Source organism: Streptomyces sp. NBC_00859, assembly GCF_045161865.1.
Taxonomy (GTDB): domain Bacteria; phylum Actinomycetota; class Actinomycetes; order Streptomycetales; family Streptomycetaceae; genus Streptomyces.
On the sequence record NZ_CP108826.1, the window covers coordinates 1213072 to 1229408 of the forward strand.

Sequence of the window (16337 nt, forward strand, 5' to 3'; positions counted from 1 at the left end):
TCAGGCCCCCCTCAACGAAGCCGCGATGATCGGCACGATGTGCGAGATCGAGTCAGGACTCATCATCGCTCCGTGCTCGAAGGGCACGGAGTGCTTCACGATGCCGCCGTCGGTGTATGGGAGCCACTTGTCCGCCGCCGTGGTGTCACCGGTCCCGGACGGATCCGCAGCGATGTACAGCACCTGCGAGGAGAGACCGCGGGGTTTGAAGTCACCCAGGATCCGTTCGTTGTTCTCTGCGGTGTCGACCAGAGCGTTGATCCGTGCTTCGTCTCGGTCTCGCCAGTCAGGCTGGGCTCGGCGCAGGAAGTTGATCACATCCGTCCGAGTGAGCTGACTGGCGGTGGCGTCCCTGTCGGTCTCAGCGCCGATCACGTCCTCGGGCTTGTGCGCGAGGCTCTGCAACAGCATCTCGAGCGTCTCGTGCTCCACGATCGACTCATTGGCTGCGACTGTGTATTCAGCGCCCGCGTCGAGCAGCGCGAGCAGCGACACCTGTTCGCCCTGCTCCTCGAGCTGTACCGCCATCTCGTGGGCGACGTTCCCTCCGAACGACCACCCGAGCAGGCGGTAAGGCCCAGATGGCTGCACCGTGCGCAGCTGCGCCACGTAATCGGCGGCCATCTCCGCCACGCTCCCGGGCTGTCGCTCCGGCTGCAGCAAGCCCCGGCCCTGGAGACCGTAGACCGGGCAGTCCGGCCCAAGCCGGTCCGCCAAGCCCTCGTAGGCCCAAGCGAGTGAGCCCAACGGGTGCACGCAGAAGAGCGGTGCCGAGGTGCCAGTGGCCCTCAGCGGCAACAGCACCCCGTAGGAGTCCTCGGGGGCGTCCACGTCGAGCCGCTCCACCAGTCCGGCCACTGTCGGAGCATCGAACAGAGCACGGATCCCCAACTCGGCGCCCATGACCGTACGGATGCGGCTGATGAGGCGGGTGGCGAGCAGGGAGTGGCCGCCGAGTTCGAAGAAGTTGTCGTCGATGGTGACCTGCTCGACGCCGAGCGCTTCTGCGAACAGCTCACACAGCTGCTTCTCCTGCGGTGTGCGCGGGGCACGGCCGCTCGCGCTGCCGGTGAACTCGGGCGCGGGCAGGGCCCGCCGGTTCAGCTTCCCGTTCGGCGTCTGCGGCAGCGCGTCCAGCACCAACACGGCCGAGGGCACCATGTAGTCCGGCAGAGCCTTCGCCGCATGCGCCCGCAGGGCTTGCGGGTCGAGTGCTGCACCGGCGGTGGGGACGGCGTATCCGACGAGCCGCTTGTCGCCGGGCCGGTCCTCCCGCACGACCACCGCAACCTGGGCGACATCGGGGTGTGTGGCCAGGACGGACTCGATCTCGCCCAGCTCGATGCGGAAGCCCCGCACCTTGACCTGATCGTCGATGCGACCGAGGTACTCGATCTCCCCGCTCGCATTCCACCGCACCAGGTCCCCGGTGCGGTACATGCGCGAGCCGGGCGCCCCGAAGGGGTCGGCGACGAAGCGCTCCGCCGTCAGCCCCGGACGGTTGAGGTAACCCCGTGCCAGACCGTCACCAGCGATGTACAACTCACCGGCCACGCCCACCGGCACCGGGCACAGGCCCGAGTCCAGGACATACACCTGCGTGTTGGCGATCGGAGCGCCGATCGAGGACACCCCGCCGGCATCCCCGCGGATCTCGTCGGCCGTGGACCAGATCGTCGTCTCGGTCGGACCGTACAGATTCGTCACCGACGCCGTCCGGGCCATCAAAGTGCGCGCCAGTTCACCCGGCAGCGCCTCACCGCCCACCAGCGCCCGGACCCCGGCCAGCTCATCCGCGGCATCGGCCACCACCGCGTGCCACAGACTGGGCGTCGCCTGCACCACACTCACCCCGGCCGAAGAGACCAGCGACCGCAACACCAGCGGGTCACGCACCTGCTCCGACGCCGCCAGTACCACAGCAGCACCGTTCAACAACGGCAGATACAACTCCAGACCCGCGATATCGAAGGCGATCGTCGTCACCGCCAGCAACCGGTCACCCGCACCCAGATCGAACCGCTCCTGCATCGAAGACAGGAAGTTCACCAGCGCCCTGTGCTCGATGACCACACCCTTCGGCCGCCCCGTCGAACCGGACGTGAAGATCGCATACGCCGGTACGCGCGCACCCAACGGAGCAACCCGCTCGGCATCGGACAGGTCGCCCGCCGCCCGCGCGTCGAGAGCCTGCTCCACCGCCGGATCGTTCAGCAGGATCCGGGTGGTACCGGCCGGCAGCTCGACCCCGCTGTCCCCGACCGTGATCACGCCCATGGGTCCAGCGTCGTCGAGGATGCAGGCGATGCGGTCGGCGGGGTAGTCCGGGTCGATGGGCACGTACGCCGCACCGGTCTTCAGCACCGCCAGCAGCGCGATCACCAGGTCTGTCGACCGGGGCAGGGCTACCGCGACGAACCGCTCCGGGCCCGCGCCCTGCTCGACCAGCAGCCGGGCCAGACGGTTCACCCGCTCGTTCAGCTCGCGATACGACAGTTCCGTGCCGTCGCAGATGAGTGCCGTGGCATCCGGTGTCCGCACGACCTGCTGTTCGAACAGCTCGGGCAGAGCCGTGGCGGGGATGTCACGGCTGGTGTCGTTCCACTGCTTGAGTACGAGGTTCTCCCCGTTCCCGTCGAGGACGGGCAGGGTGTGTACGGGGGTGTCGGGAGCCTGGTCCAGGGCCTGGACCAGGTGGCCGGTGGCGGCGTCCATCAGGGACAGCACCAGATCCGGGTCGATCGGGTCCACACACTGGACGGTGAAGACGAAACCGTCGCCGGTGTCGTCCACCGTGACCGTCAGCGGGTAGTTGGTGCGCTCCTGAGCGAAGAGGATCTCGATGCCCTCGACTTCGACATCGGTGTCCGCAGCGCTGTGCCGGTAGTTGAACAGGGCGGTGAACAGCGGGGCTTCCGCCGACACCGCGCTCATGCGCTGGGCCAGGGCAAGCGGGGCATGCTCGTGGACCAGCAGTTCCGCCAGGTCGGTCTGCATGTGCTTGATGGCGTCGCCCAGCTTCTTGCTAGTGTCCAGGCGCACGGGCAGGGTGTTGATGAACAGGCCCGGGATCCGGTCCGCGCCGGCACCCGCCTGCATACGGCCGAAGAGCACCGTTCCGAAGACGACGTCCTCACGGCCCGAGGCCGAGGCGACCACCCGCGCGAACATCACATGCAGCACCGTCGCCGCGCTCACACCCAGGCGCCGCGCCACCTCGCGTACGGCCGTGGCGGTGGCTCCATCGAGGGGTTTACGGGCCTCAGCGATCTCGGTGCCATCACCCCGTACATCGGTGATACCGAAGGGCGCGGTGGGTTCGGTGACGTCGCCGAGCCGGCCGGCGAAGAACGCCTCGTGTTCGGCGACCGGGATGCCCAGTCTCGCCTGCGCGACGAAGTCCCGGAACGGCAACGGCACCGGCAGCTCCGCCTCCCGGCCGTCCAGGAACGCCTGGACCTCCGTGAACAGGACGTCCACCGCCGTGTGGTCCTGGATCAGATGATGCACCTGGATCAGTGCCATCGAACCGGCCGTGGTGACTCGGACCAGCGGCGCTGCGGTGATGTCCATCACCGAGTCGGACGCCGCCATCAGGCCCTGCACATCGGTGACGTGCGTCAGTTCGTGGACCGGGATCGCCACGTGCTTGTGGACCACCTGGACCGGCTCACGCAACCCCTCCCACAACACGGCCGTACGAAGGATGTCGTGCCGGTCCACCACCTTCTGAAGCACCGCGACGAACTCATCCAACCGGGCCCGGGAATCGAAACCGAGCACCATCGGCAGGACGTACGCGTCCTCACCCGACGACGCACCCATCAGATGATGGAAGAGAATGCCCTCCTGCAGCGGAGCCAGCGGATAGACATCCGCCACATTCGCGACACCGCCCGGAACACGGTCCACGACCCGGCCGATCTCCTCCTGCGACAACCCCGCCAACGGCACCATCTCCGGCGTGATCACATCAACGCCTTCGACGATCCCGTTCGCCGGAACCACCACGGACGCGCCACTGTCCACCGCTCCCAGGCCGGACGCGAGCCCCGCCACCGTCGGCGTCACGAACAATGACCGCACCGGCACCGCAAGCCCACGCTCACGCAACCGCTCCACCAACGACACCGCCAGCAGCGAATGCCCACCCAACTCAAAGAAGTTGTCATCGATGGACACCCCCTCAACGCCCAGTACCTCCGCAAACACCTCACACAGGATGCTCTCCTGCGGGGTACGCGGTGCACGGCCCTCCGAGCTCGCCGTGAACTCGGGCGCAGGCAGCGCCCGCCGGTCCAGCTTCCCGTTCGGCGACAGAGGCAGCACGTCCAGCAGCACGATCGCCGACGGGACCATGTACTCCGGTACCGCCTTCGCCACGTGGGCCCGCAGGGCTTGCGGGTCGGCGGTGGAGACGACGTACCCGACCAGCCGCTTGTCGCCACGGTCCTCTCGTACGACCACTGCGGTCTGGTCAACGTCGGGGTGCGAGGCGAGGACGGACTCGATCTCGCCCAGCTCGATGCGGAAGCCTCGCACCTTGACCTGGTCGTCGATGCGGCCCAGGTACTCGATCTCGCCGTTGGTGTTCCATCGGACGAGGTCTCCGGTGCGATACATCCGTGAACCGGGACCGCCGTACGGGTCGGCGACAAAGCGTTCCGCTGTCAGGTCAGGGCGGTTGAGGTATCCGCGCGCGAGACCGGCGCCCGCGATGTACAACTCCCCCGCGACGCCCACCGGTACGGGGCTCAAGCCGTCGTCGAGGACGTAGGTGGACACATTGTCGATCGGGCGGCCGATCGGCGGTGTGGTCGCGGTGTCAGCGTCGGTGTGCCAATAGGTGGTGTAGACGGTCGCTTCGGTCGGACCGTAGATGTTCGCGACCCTGGCCCCGGGCATCGCCGCCCGGATGTCACGTACCGTGTGCGCGGCCAGCGCCTCACCGGCCAGGGCCACCGCCCGCGGACGAGCACCGCTCAACGTGCCGGCCAGCAGATGCGAGAAGGCCGAGGGCACGCCACTGACCAGGCTCCCGGACAGTGTGTCGGGGTCGAGATCGGCCAGGGACAGCAGGTCTCGAACAATTTTGATGCTGCCGCCGGCCACCAGCGGGGCGAAGATCTCGAAGACGGAGACGTCGAAGTTCAGCGATGTGGAGGCCACGACCCGGGACAGCTCCGCGAAGCGGAAACTGCGACCGGCCCAGGCCAACAGGTTCGCCACCGACCGGTGTTCGACGACGACGCCCTTCGGGCGGCCCGTCGAACCCGAGGTGTAGATCACGTACGCCGGTGTGCGCGGGTCCAGGGACACCGGCAGATCCGCTTCGGAGTCATTGTCGAGGGCATCGAGGAGGACCCGGGCGATGCCGTCCGGCACCTCAACTCCGCTGCCCTCGATCGTGATCACGCACATCGGGGCGGCGTCTTCAAGGATGTAGGCGATCCGATCCGCCGGGTAGCCGAGGTCAATGGGTACGTACGCCGCACCCGTCTTGAGGACCGCGAGCAACGCGATGATCAGGTCCGACGAGCGGGGCAGGGCGATGGCGACGAACCGTTCCGGACCCACGCCTCGCGCGGCCAGGAGACGGGCCAGGCGGTTCGCCTGCTCGTTCACCTGGCGGTACGACAGTTCGGTGCCGTCGAAGACCAGCGCCGTCGCGTCCGGCGTCCGCGCGACTTGCTCCTCGAACAGCTCAGGCAGCGTGCCGCCGGACACCTCCCGACCGGTGTCGTTCCAATCCTGGAGTACCAGGCTCAGTTCGACGTCATCGAGGACGCGTACCCGGCTGACCGGCTGCTCCGGGTCCGCCAGGACCTGCTCCAGGAACCGCGCCAGCCAGCCCGTCATGCGCTCGATCGTGGACCGGTCGAACAGATCCGTCGCGAACTCGATGCCGCCCGTAATCCCGGCCGGTTCGCCCTCCTCGCTGAACACCTCGGCGAGATTGAACGAGAGGTCGAACTTCGCCACCTGCGTCCCGACCGGCACGACCTCTACGTCCAGACCCGACATCACCAGATCCGACACCGGCGCGTTCTGGAACGCCAACGCCACCTGGAACAACGGATGCCGGCCCATCGAGCGAACCGGATTCAACACCTCCACCAACCGCTCGAACGGCACATCCTGCGCGCCGAAAGCCCTGAGATCAGTCTCCCGAACCCGCTCCACCAACTCCGCGAACGACGGATCACCCGACACATCCGCCCGCAACACCAACGTGTTCACGAAGAACCCGACCAGATCATCCAGCGCCTCATCCAGACGACCCGCCACCGGAGAACCAACCGGAATGTCCGTGCCCGCTCCCAGTCGGGACAGCAGACCCGACACCGCAGCCTGAACCACCATGAACACACTCGCCCCACGCTCACGCGCAAGACCCACCACGTTCCGGTGCACCGCCGCATCGAACTCAAACTCGACGACATCACCCTGATGCGAAGCCACCAACGGACGCGACCGATCGTACGGCAGCGCCAACTCCTCAGGGACCGCGGCGAGCTCACCCCGCCAAAACTCCACCTGCTCCGCGCCCGTACTCTCCGGGTCGTCCTCATCACCCAGCAACTCCCGCTGCCACAAGGTGTAGTCCGCGTACTGCACCGGCAACGGCTCCCACTGCGGACCCGCGCCCGCACACCGCGCCCCGTACGCCGACGCCAGATCCCGCGCCAACGGACCCAACGACCACCCATCACCCGCGATGTGATGCACCACCGCGACCAACACCCACTCACCCACGGCCACGCGGAAGGCCCAGGCCCGCACCGGAATCTCCGACTCCAGATCAAACGCATACGCCGAGACGCCCGCGACGTCAGCCCAGACTCCCCCACGATCGCTCTCCCGCACCACCAACGCCGGCGCAGCCTCCTCCACACTCAGCACCCGCTGGAACGGCTGACCATCCACCTCCACGAACACCGTCCGCAGACTCTCATGCCGACCAACCACGTCGCTGAACGCCGCATCCAACGCGTCAACATCCACCTCACCCCGCAACCCCACGACCAACGGGATGTTGTACGTCGCGCTCGGCCCCTCCAACCGGCTCAAAAACCACAACCGCCGCTGAGAGAACGACACCGGCACCCACTCCGGACGCTCCACCGCCCGCAACACCACACGCCCCGCACCAGCACCAGCAAGCCGCTCCACCAACCCCACCACCGACGGAGCCTCGAACAACACACGAATACCCAACTCCACACCCAACACCGACCGGACACGACTCACCAAACGAGTCGCCAGCAGCGAATGCCCACCCAACTCAAAGAAGTTGTCATCGATGGACACCCCCTCAACGCCCAGGACCTCCGCAAACACCTGACACAGGACCTCTTCCTGCGGCGTGCGCGGAGCACGACCCATGCCATCGGCGACAAACTCGGGCGCGGGCAAAGCCCGCCGGTCCAACTTCCCGTTCGCCGTCAACGGCAAGGCATCCAGCACCATCACGGCCGAGGGCACCATGTACTCCGGCACCGCCTTCGCCGCATGCGCCCGCAGGGCTTGCGGGTCGAGTGCTGCACCGGCGGTGGGGACGGCGTACCCGACGAGCCGCTTGTCACCGGGCCGGTCCTCCCGCACGACCACCGCAACCTGCGCGACATCGGGGTGTGTGGCCAGGACGGACTCGACCTCGCCCAACTCGATGCGGAAACCCCGCACCTTGACCTGATCGTCGATGCGACCGAGATACTCGATCTCCCCGCTCGCATTCCACCGCACCAGGTCCCCGGTGCGATACATCCGCGAGCCCGGAGTCCCGAAGGGATCGGCAACGAAGCGCTCCGCCGTCAGACCCGGACGGTTCAGATACCCCCGCGCCAGACCAGCACCCGCGACATACAACTCCCCGACCACACCCACCGGAACCGGCGACAGACCACCATCGAGGACATACACCCGGGTGTTCCACGAAGGCCGACCGATCGGCACCGGACCCGCCAGAGCCGGCTGACCGGGCACGAGCTGGTAGGCGACGCATCCCACCGTCGCCTCGGTCGGGCCGTACTCATTGACCACAGTGGCCGTCGGATGGGCCCGCCGCCACCGCTCCAACTGCTCACCCGTCAACTGCTCCCCACCCACCACCAGATCACCCGACGGCGAAAACACACCCGGCAACGCCTCCAGCAACGCGACATGGCTCGGCGTGACCTTCGCGAAGCTCAACGGCACAGCCGCCAAAACCTCTTCGACCGCCGGATCCTCCTCCAGATCGGCCACCACCACACAGCCGCCACTGACCAGCGGCGCGAACAACACCGTCACCGTCAGATCGAACGACACCGGCGAATGCAGCAACGCGCTCCCACGCACCCCGGGATACATCTCCACCGCCCAGGACACGTAGTCGACCACCGACCGATGCTCAACCACCACACCCTTCGGCCGACCCGTCGAACCCGACGTATAGATCACATACGCCGGCGTGCCCGGATCCAGGGACACCGGCAGCTCCGCCTCAGAGTATTCGTCGAGGAGAACTCGGGCGGTGCCGTCGGGGACCTCAATTCCGCCGTCGCCGACAGTGACCACGCACATGGGAGCTGCGTCTTCGAGGATGTACGCGATGCGGTCGGCCGGATAGTCCGGGTCGACAGGCACGTACGCCGCACCCGTCTTCAGGACTGCCAACAGCGCGACGACCAGATCTGCCGACCGAGGGAGGGCCACGGCGACGAACCGCTCCGGACCCGCACCCCGCTCGGCCAGGACGCGCGCCAAACGACTCGCCCGTTCGCTCAGCTCGCGGTACGACACCTCGACGCCGTCGAAGACCAGCGCCGTGGCGTCCGGCGTCCGCGCCACCTGCTCCTCGAACAGCTCAGGCAGCGTGCCGCCGGACACCTCCCGACCGGTGTCGTTGCGGAGGAGTTGGTCAAGGTGAGCGTCGTCGAGGACGGGCAGGGTGTTTACCGGAGTGTCGTCCAGGGCCTGGATCAGGTGGCCGGTGGTCGTGTCCATCAGGGACAGCACCAGATCCGGGTCGATCGCGTCCACACACTGGACGGTGAAGACGAAACCGTCGCCGGTGTCGTCCACCGACACCGTCAGCGGATAGTTGGTGCGCTCCTGAGCGAAGAGGATCTCGATGCCCTCGACTTCGACATCGGTGTCCGCAGCGCTGTGCCGGTAGTTGAACAGGGCGGTGAACAGCGGGGCTTCCGCCGACACCGCGCTCATGCGCTGGGCCAGGGCAAGCGGGGCATGCTCGTGGACCAGCAGTTCCGCCAGGTCGGTCTGCATGTGCTTGATGGCGTCGCCCAGCTTCTTGCTAGTGTCCAGGCGCACGGGCAGGGTGTTGATGAACAGGCCCGGGATCCGGTCCGCGCCGGCACCCGCCTGCATACGGCCGAAGAGCACCGTTCCGAAGACGACGTCCTCACGGCCCGAGGCCGAAGCGACCACCCGCGCGAACATCACATGCAGAACCGTCGCCGCGCTCACACCCAGGCGCCGCGCCACCTCGCGCACGGCCGTGGCGGTGGGCCCATCAAGCCTCGCAACGGACTCGGACACCCCGGTGCCGTCACCACGGACGTCCATGACGCCGAAAGGCGCGGTGGGTTCGGTGACGTCGCCTAGCTGGCCGGCGAAGAACGCCTCGTGCTCGGACGCAGGGATGCCCAACCTCGCCTGGGCGACGAATTCCCGGAACGGCAGCGGCGGCGGCAGCTCCGCCTCCCGACCCTTCAGGAACGCCTGGACCTCCGTGAACAGGACGTCCACCGCCGTGTGGTCCTGGATCAGATGATGCACCTGGATCAGTGCCATCGAAGCGGCCGTGGTGACTCTGACCAGCGGTGCTGCGGTGATGTCCATCAACGAGTCGGACGCCGCCATCAGGCCCTGCACATCGGTGACGTGCGTCAGTTCGTGGACCGGGATCTCCACGTGCTTATGGACCACCTGGACCGGCTCACGCAACCCCTCCCACAGCACGGCCGTACGGAGAATGTCGTGCCGGTCCACCACCTTCTGGAGCACCGCGACGAACTCATCCAGCCGGGCCCGGGAATCGAAACCGAGCACCATCGGCAGGACGTACGCGTCCTCGCCCTTCGAGGCACCCATCAGATGGTGGAAGAGGATGCCCTCCTGCAGCGGAGCCAGCGGGTAGACATCCGCCACATTGGCCACGCCGCCCGGAACTTGGGCTACGGCCCTGTCGATCTCCTCCTGCGACAACCCCGCCAACGGCACCATCTCCGGCGTGATGACTTCGACGCCGTCGACGATCCCGTTCGGAGGGATCAACAGACTCTTGTCCGCGGTCTCCAGGCCGGACGCGAGTCCCGCCACCGTCGGCGTCACGAACAATGACCGCACCGGCACCGCAAGCCCACGCTCACGCAACCGCTCCACCAACGACACCGCCAGCAGCGAATGCCCACCCAACTCAAAGAAGTTGTCATCGATGGACACCCCATCAACGCCCAGTACCTGCACGAACACCTCACACAGGATGCTCTCCTGCGGGGTACGCGGTGCACGACCTTCCGTGCTCACGGTGAACTCCGGAGCCGGCAACGCCCGCCGGTCCAACTTCCCGTTCGCCGTCAACGGCAAGGCCTCGATGGCGACGATCGCCGACGGGACCATGTAGTCCGGCACCGCATCGGACACGTGGGCCCGCAAGGCTTGCAGATCGGCGGTGGAGACAACGTACCCGACCAGCCGCTTGTCACCGGGCCGGTCCTCCCGCACGACCACCGCAACCTGCGCGACATCGGGGTGCGAGGCGAGGACCGACTCGATCTCGCCCAACTCGATACGGAAGCCTCTGATCTTGACCTGGTCGTCGATGCGGCCCAGATACTCCAGCTCCCCAGGCCCGTTCCACCGGACCAAATCTCCGGTGCGATACATCCGCGAGCCCGCAGCACCGAAGGGATCGGCCACGAAGCGCTCCGCCGTCAGCCCCGGACGGTTCAGATACCCCCGCGCCACACCAGCACCCGCGACATACAACTCACCCGCGACGCCGAGCGGAACCGGGCACAGCCCCGCATCCAGGACATACATCCGCAGATCAGGAATGCCTTCACCGATCCTGCTACCGCCACCCGCCAGGCACATGTCCTGGTCCAACGGCAGGTAGGTGACATGCACCGTGGTCTCGGTGATCCCGTACATGTTCACCAACGTCGGACCACCCGAACCACGCCGCTCATACCACGACGCCAACCGGCCCAGATCCAACGCCTCACCGCCGAACACCACATACCGCAGAGCAAGCCGATCACCCGTCGCCGAATCATCCCGGTCGGCTTGCATCAACTGATAGAACGCAGACGGCGTCTGATTCAGCACCGTCACACCCTCGCGGGCCAGCAGATCGAGGAACTCTCCCGCCGAGCGGCTCACCTCGAACGGCACCACCACCAGGCGACCACCGTGCAACAGCGGCCCCCACAACTCCCACACCGAGAAGTCGAACGCATACGAGTGGAACAGCGTCCACACGTCATCGGATCCGAACCCGAACCACTCGTCGGTCGCGGAGAACAACCGCACCACATTCGCCTGCGGGACCACCACACCCTTCGGCCGACCCGTCGACCCCGACGTATAGATCACATACGCAGGCGTGTCCGAGGTCAGAGACGCCGTCCGCTCCACATCCGACAAGTCAGCTGCCGAATAAGCGTCAAGGATCGGCGTGTTCACCAAGATCTGCGGAGTGTCTCCGGGCAGAACGCCTTCCGCCCCGAGACCCGTGATCACACACATCGGGGCGGCGTCTTCGAGAATGTACGCGATACGGTCGGCCGGGTAGTCGGGGTCGATGGGCACGTACGCCGCACCCGACTTCACCACCGCCAACAACGCGACCACCAGGTCGAGGGAGCGCGCCAGGGCTACCGCGACAAACCGCTCCGGCCCCGCACCCCGCTCAACCAGCAACCGAGCCAGACGATTCGCCCGCTCGTTCAACTCGCGGTACGACAGCTCGTCGCCATCGAAGACCAACGCCGTAGCATCCGGCGTCCGCGCCACCTGCTCCTCAAACAACTCGGCCAGCGTGCCACCCGGCACCTCAGCGACAGTGTCGTCCCAGCCTTGGAGCACCTGCCCCATTTCGGCGTCGTCCAGGATGCGTGCCCGGCCGACCGGCTGCTCCGGGTTCGCCAGGACCTGCTCCAGGAACCGCGCCAGCCAGCCCGCCATCCGCTCGATCGTGGACCGGTCGAACAGATCCGTGGCGAACTCGATGCCGCCCCGGATGCCCGCCGGCTCGCCCTCCTCGCTGAACACCTCGGCGAGATTGAACGAGAGGTCGAACTTCGCCACCTGCGTCCCGACCGGCGCGACCTCTACGTCCAGGCCCGGCATCACCAGATCCGACACCGGCGCGTTCTGGAACGCCAACGCCACCTGGAACAACGGATGCCGGCCCATCGAGCGAACCGGATTCAACACCTCCACCAACCGCTCGAACGGCACATCCTGCGCGCCGAAAGCCCTGAGATCAGTCTCCCGGACTCTTGCGACCAGCTCCGCGAACGACGGATCACCCGACACATCCGCCCGCAACACCAACGTGTTCACGAAGAACCCGACCAGATCATCCAGCGCCTCATCCAGACGACCCGCCACCGGAGAACCGATCGGAATGTCCGTGCCCGCCCCCAGCCGCGACAGCAGACCCGACACCGCAGCCTGAACCACCATGAACACACTCGCCCCACGCTCACGCGCAAGACTCACCACGTTCCGGTGCACCGCCGCATCGAACTCAAACTCGACGACATCACCCTGATGCGAAGCCACCAACGGACGCGACCGGTCGTACGGCAGCGCCAACTCCTCAGGGACCGCGGCGAGCTCACCCCGCCAAAACTCCACCTGCTCCGCGCCCGTACTCTGCGGGTCGTCCTCATCACCCAGCAACTCCCGCTGCCACAAGGTGTAATCCGCGTACTGCACCGGCAACGGCTCCCACTGCGGAACCGCACCCGCACACCGCGCCCCGTACGCCGACGCAAGGTCTCGCGCCAACGGCCCCAACGACCAAGCATCACCTGCGATGTGGTGCACCACCGCGACCAACACCCACTCGTCCACGGCCACTTGGAGAACCGAGGCCCGCACCGGAATCTCGGACTCGAGATCGAACGCATACGCCGAGGCATCCGTGACATCGGTGGTCAGGCGCTCCCGAGAACTCTCCCGCACCACCAGTGCCGGGGCGGCCTCCTCCACCGGCAGGATTCGCTGGTAGGGCTGACCGTCCACTTCACAGAAGACCGTCCGCAGGCTCTCGTGCCGGTCCACCACATCCGTCAACGCCAGTTCCAGCGCCTTCGAATCCAGCTCACCGCGCAGCCGTACCACCAGCGGAATGTTGTACGTCGCGCTCGGCCCGTCCAAGCGGCTCAGGAACCACAACCGCCGCTGGGCGAACGACACCGGAATCATGAGCGCTCCTCGTACTTAGACCTGTCCATGCGGCGCAGTGCCGGACGTGCTTTCTTCACACTGCCGAGCTGATCGACAACTCCGGCGACCGTGGGGTTCTCGAATAGGGGTTTGATGTCGAGCTCCAGCCCCATGGCCGTACGGATGCGGCTGATGAGGCGGGTGGCGAGTAGGGAGTGGCCGCCGAGTTCGAAGAAGTTATCGTCGATGGTGACCTGCTCGACGCCGAGCGCTTCTGCGAACAGCTCACACAACTGCTTCTCCTGCGGTGTGCGCGGGGAACGGCCGGTAGTGCTGCTGGTGAACTCGGGAGCGGGCAGGGCCCGCCGGTTGAGCTTCCCGTTCGGTGTCAGTGGCAGCACGTCCAGGACCACGACCGCGGAGGGGACCATGTAGCCCGGCACCATTTTCGCCGTATGCGCCCGCAGGGCTCGCGGGTCGAGTATCGCCTCGGCAGTGGGGACGGCGTATCCGACGAGCCGCTTGTCACCGGGGTGGTCCTCCCGCACGACAACCGCGGCCTGGGCGATGTCGGGGTGGGCGGCCAGGACGGATTCGATCTCGCCCAACTCGATCCGGAAGCCCCGCACCTTGACCTGGTCGTCGATACGGCCCAGGTACTCGATCTTCCCGTTGGTGTTCCATCGCACCAGGTCTCCCGTGCGGTACATGCGTGAGCCGGGGGCGCCGAAGGGGTCGGCCACGAAGCGCTCCGCCGTCAGACCCGGACGGTTCAGATACCCCCGCGCCAGACCCGCACCGGCGATGTACAGCTCACCGGCCACGCCCACAGGTGCCGGGCTCAGGCCCGAGTCCAGGACATACACCTGGGTGTTGGCGATTGGAGCGCCGATCGAGGACACCCCGCCGGCGTCCCCGCGGACTTCATCGACCGTGGACCAGATCGTGGTCTCGGTCGGACCGTAAAGGTTCGTCACCGATGCCGTTCTGGCCACCAAGGTGCGCGCCAGTTCACCCGGCAGCGCCTCACCGCCGACCAGCACCCGCACGCCGGCCAACTCCTCGCCGGCATCGGCCACCACCGCGTGCCACAGGCTCGGCGTCGCCTGCATCACGCTCACCCCCGCAGAGGAGATCAAAGAGCGCAGGGCAAGGGGATCGCGTACGTCCTGCGTAGAAGCCAGCACCACAGCAGCGCCGTTCAGCAGCGGGACGTACAGCTCCAGACCCGTGATGTCGAACGCGACCGTGGTCACCGCCAGCAGCCGGTCACCTGCACCCAGGCCGAAGCGCTCCTGCATCGAAGACAGGAAGTTCACCAGCGCCCTGTGCTCGATGACCACACCCTTCGGCCGGCCCGTCGACCCCGACGTGAAGATCGCATACGCCGGTGTGCCCGGGTCCACCGCCTTGGAGAGGTCGGCTCCGGAGTGTCCAGCGAGGGTAGGGGTGTTCACCAGGATCTGCGGAGTGTCTCCGGGCAGAACGTCTTCCGCCCCGAGACCGGTGATCACACACATCGGGGCGGCGTCTTCGAGGATGTAGGCGATACGGTCGGCCGGGTAGTCGGGGTCGATGGGCACGTACGCCGCACCCGACTTCACCACCGCCAACAACGCGACCACCAGGTCGAGGGAGCGCGCCAGGGCTACCGCGACAAACCGCTCCGGCCCCGCACCCCGCTCAACCAGCAACCGAGCCAGACGATTCGCCCGCTCGTTCAACTCGCGGTACGACAGCTCCTCGCCATCGAAGACCAACGCCGTAGCATCCGGCGTCCGCACCACCTGCTCCTCGAACAACTCGGCCAGCGTGCCACCCGGCACCTCAGCGACGGTGTCGTTCCACTGGCTGAGCACGAGGTTCTGCTCGGTGTCGTTGAGGACGGGCAGGGTGTGTACGGGGGTGTCGGGAGCCTGCTCCAGGGCCTGGACCAAGCGGCCGGTAGCAGTATCCATCAGGGACAGCACCAGATCCGGGTCGATCGGGTCGACGCACTGGACGGTGAAGACGAACCCGTCACCGGTGTCGTCCACCGACACCGTCAACGGATAGTTCGTCCGCTCCTGAGCGAAGAGGACTTCAATCCCCTCCACTTCCATATCGGCGTCCGCCGCACCCACACTGTGCCGGTAATTGAACAGTGCGGTGAACAGCGGCGCCTCGGCAGCTACACCGCTCATCCGCTGTGCCAACGCCAGCGGAGCGTGCTCGTGCACCAGCAACTCGGCCAGATCGGCCTGCATCGACCGGATCGCGTCCAGTGCAACGCTACGGCCGGTATCGAGACGCACGGGCAGGGTGTTGATGAACAACCCGGGAACCCGGTCCGCACCGGCACCCGCCTGCATCCGCCCGAACAACACCGTTCCGAAGACAACGTCCTCACGGCCCGAGGCCGACGCGACCACCCGCGCGAACATCACATGCAGCACCGTCGCCGCGCTCACACCCAGACGCCGCGCCACCTCACGCACAGCCGTGGCAGTGGCCGCGTCGAGGGATTTGCGGGCCTCGGTAACCTCGGTGCCGTCGCCACGTACATCGGTGATACCGAAGGGGGCGGTCGGCTCACTCACATCACCCAGCAAACGCCCGAAGAACGCCTCGTGCTCGGCGACCGGGACGCCCAACCTCGCCTGCGCGACGAAGTTCCGGAACGGCAGCGGCACCGGCAGCTCCGCCTCCCGACCCTCCAAAAACGCCTGGACCTCCGCGAACAGCACATCCACCGCCGTGTGGTCCTGGACCAGATGATGCACCTGGAGCAACACCACCCACCGCAGCGAACCGGGGACCCCAGCCGTCGCCACCTGCACCAACGGCGCCACGGTGACATCCATCACCGACCCGCACGCCGCCAACAGACCGCCCACCACGTCACCGTCATGCCCCAGCACGACCTCACGGACCGGGATCCGCGCATGCCG

General features: G+C 67.0%; 2 protein-coding genes (1 of these 2 running past the window's edge). Both read right to left on the reverse strand.

Annotated features, from left to right (window positions below):
• The gene (locus OG584_RS05165; RefSeq protein WP_405775438.1) at positions 1-13446 is read right to left on the reverse strand and encodes an amino acid adenylation domain-containing protein; all 13446 of its coding nucleotides are present in this window, start codon (positions 13444-13446) and stop codon (positions 1-3) included.
• Positions 13443-16337, reverse strand: partial view of a non-ribosomal peptide synthase/polyketide synthase gene (locus tag OG584_RS05170; RefSeq protein ID WP_405775440.1) — the final stretch only. It continues 16158 nt past the right edge of the window; 2895 of the gene's 19053 nt are visible here — the last part of the coding sequence; the start codon falls outside the window, past its right edge; it ends in the stop codon at positions 13443-13445. The genes OG584_RS05165 and OG584_RS05170 overlap by 4 nt, the downstream gene beginning before the upstream one ends.

Excerpts from the sequence above, each read along its gene's own strand:
- OG584_RS05165 (WP_405775438.1), bottom strand. The coding sequence starts at position 13,446 with ATGATTCCGGTGTCGTTCGCCCAGCGGCGGTTGTGGTTCCTGAGCCGC.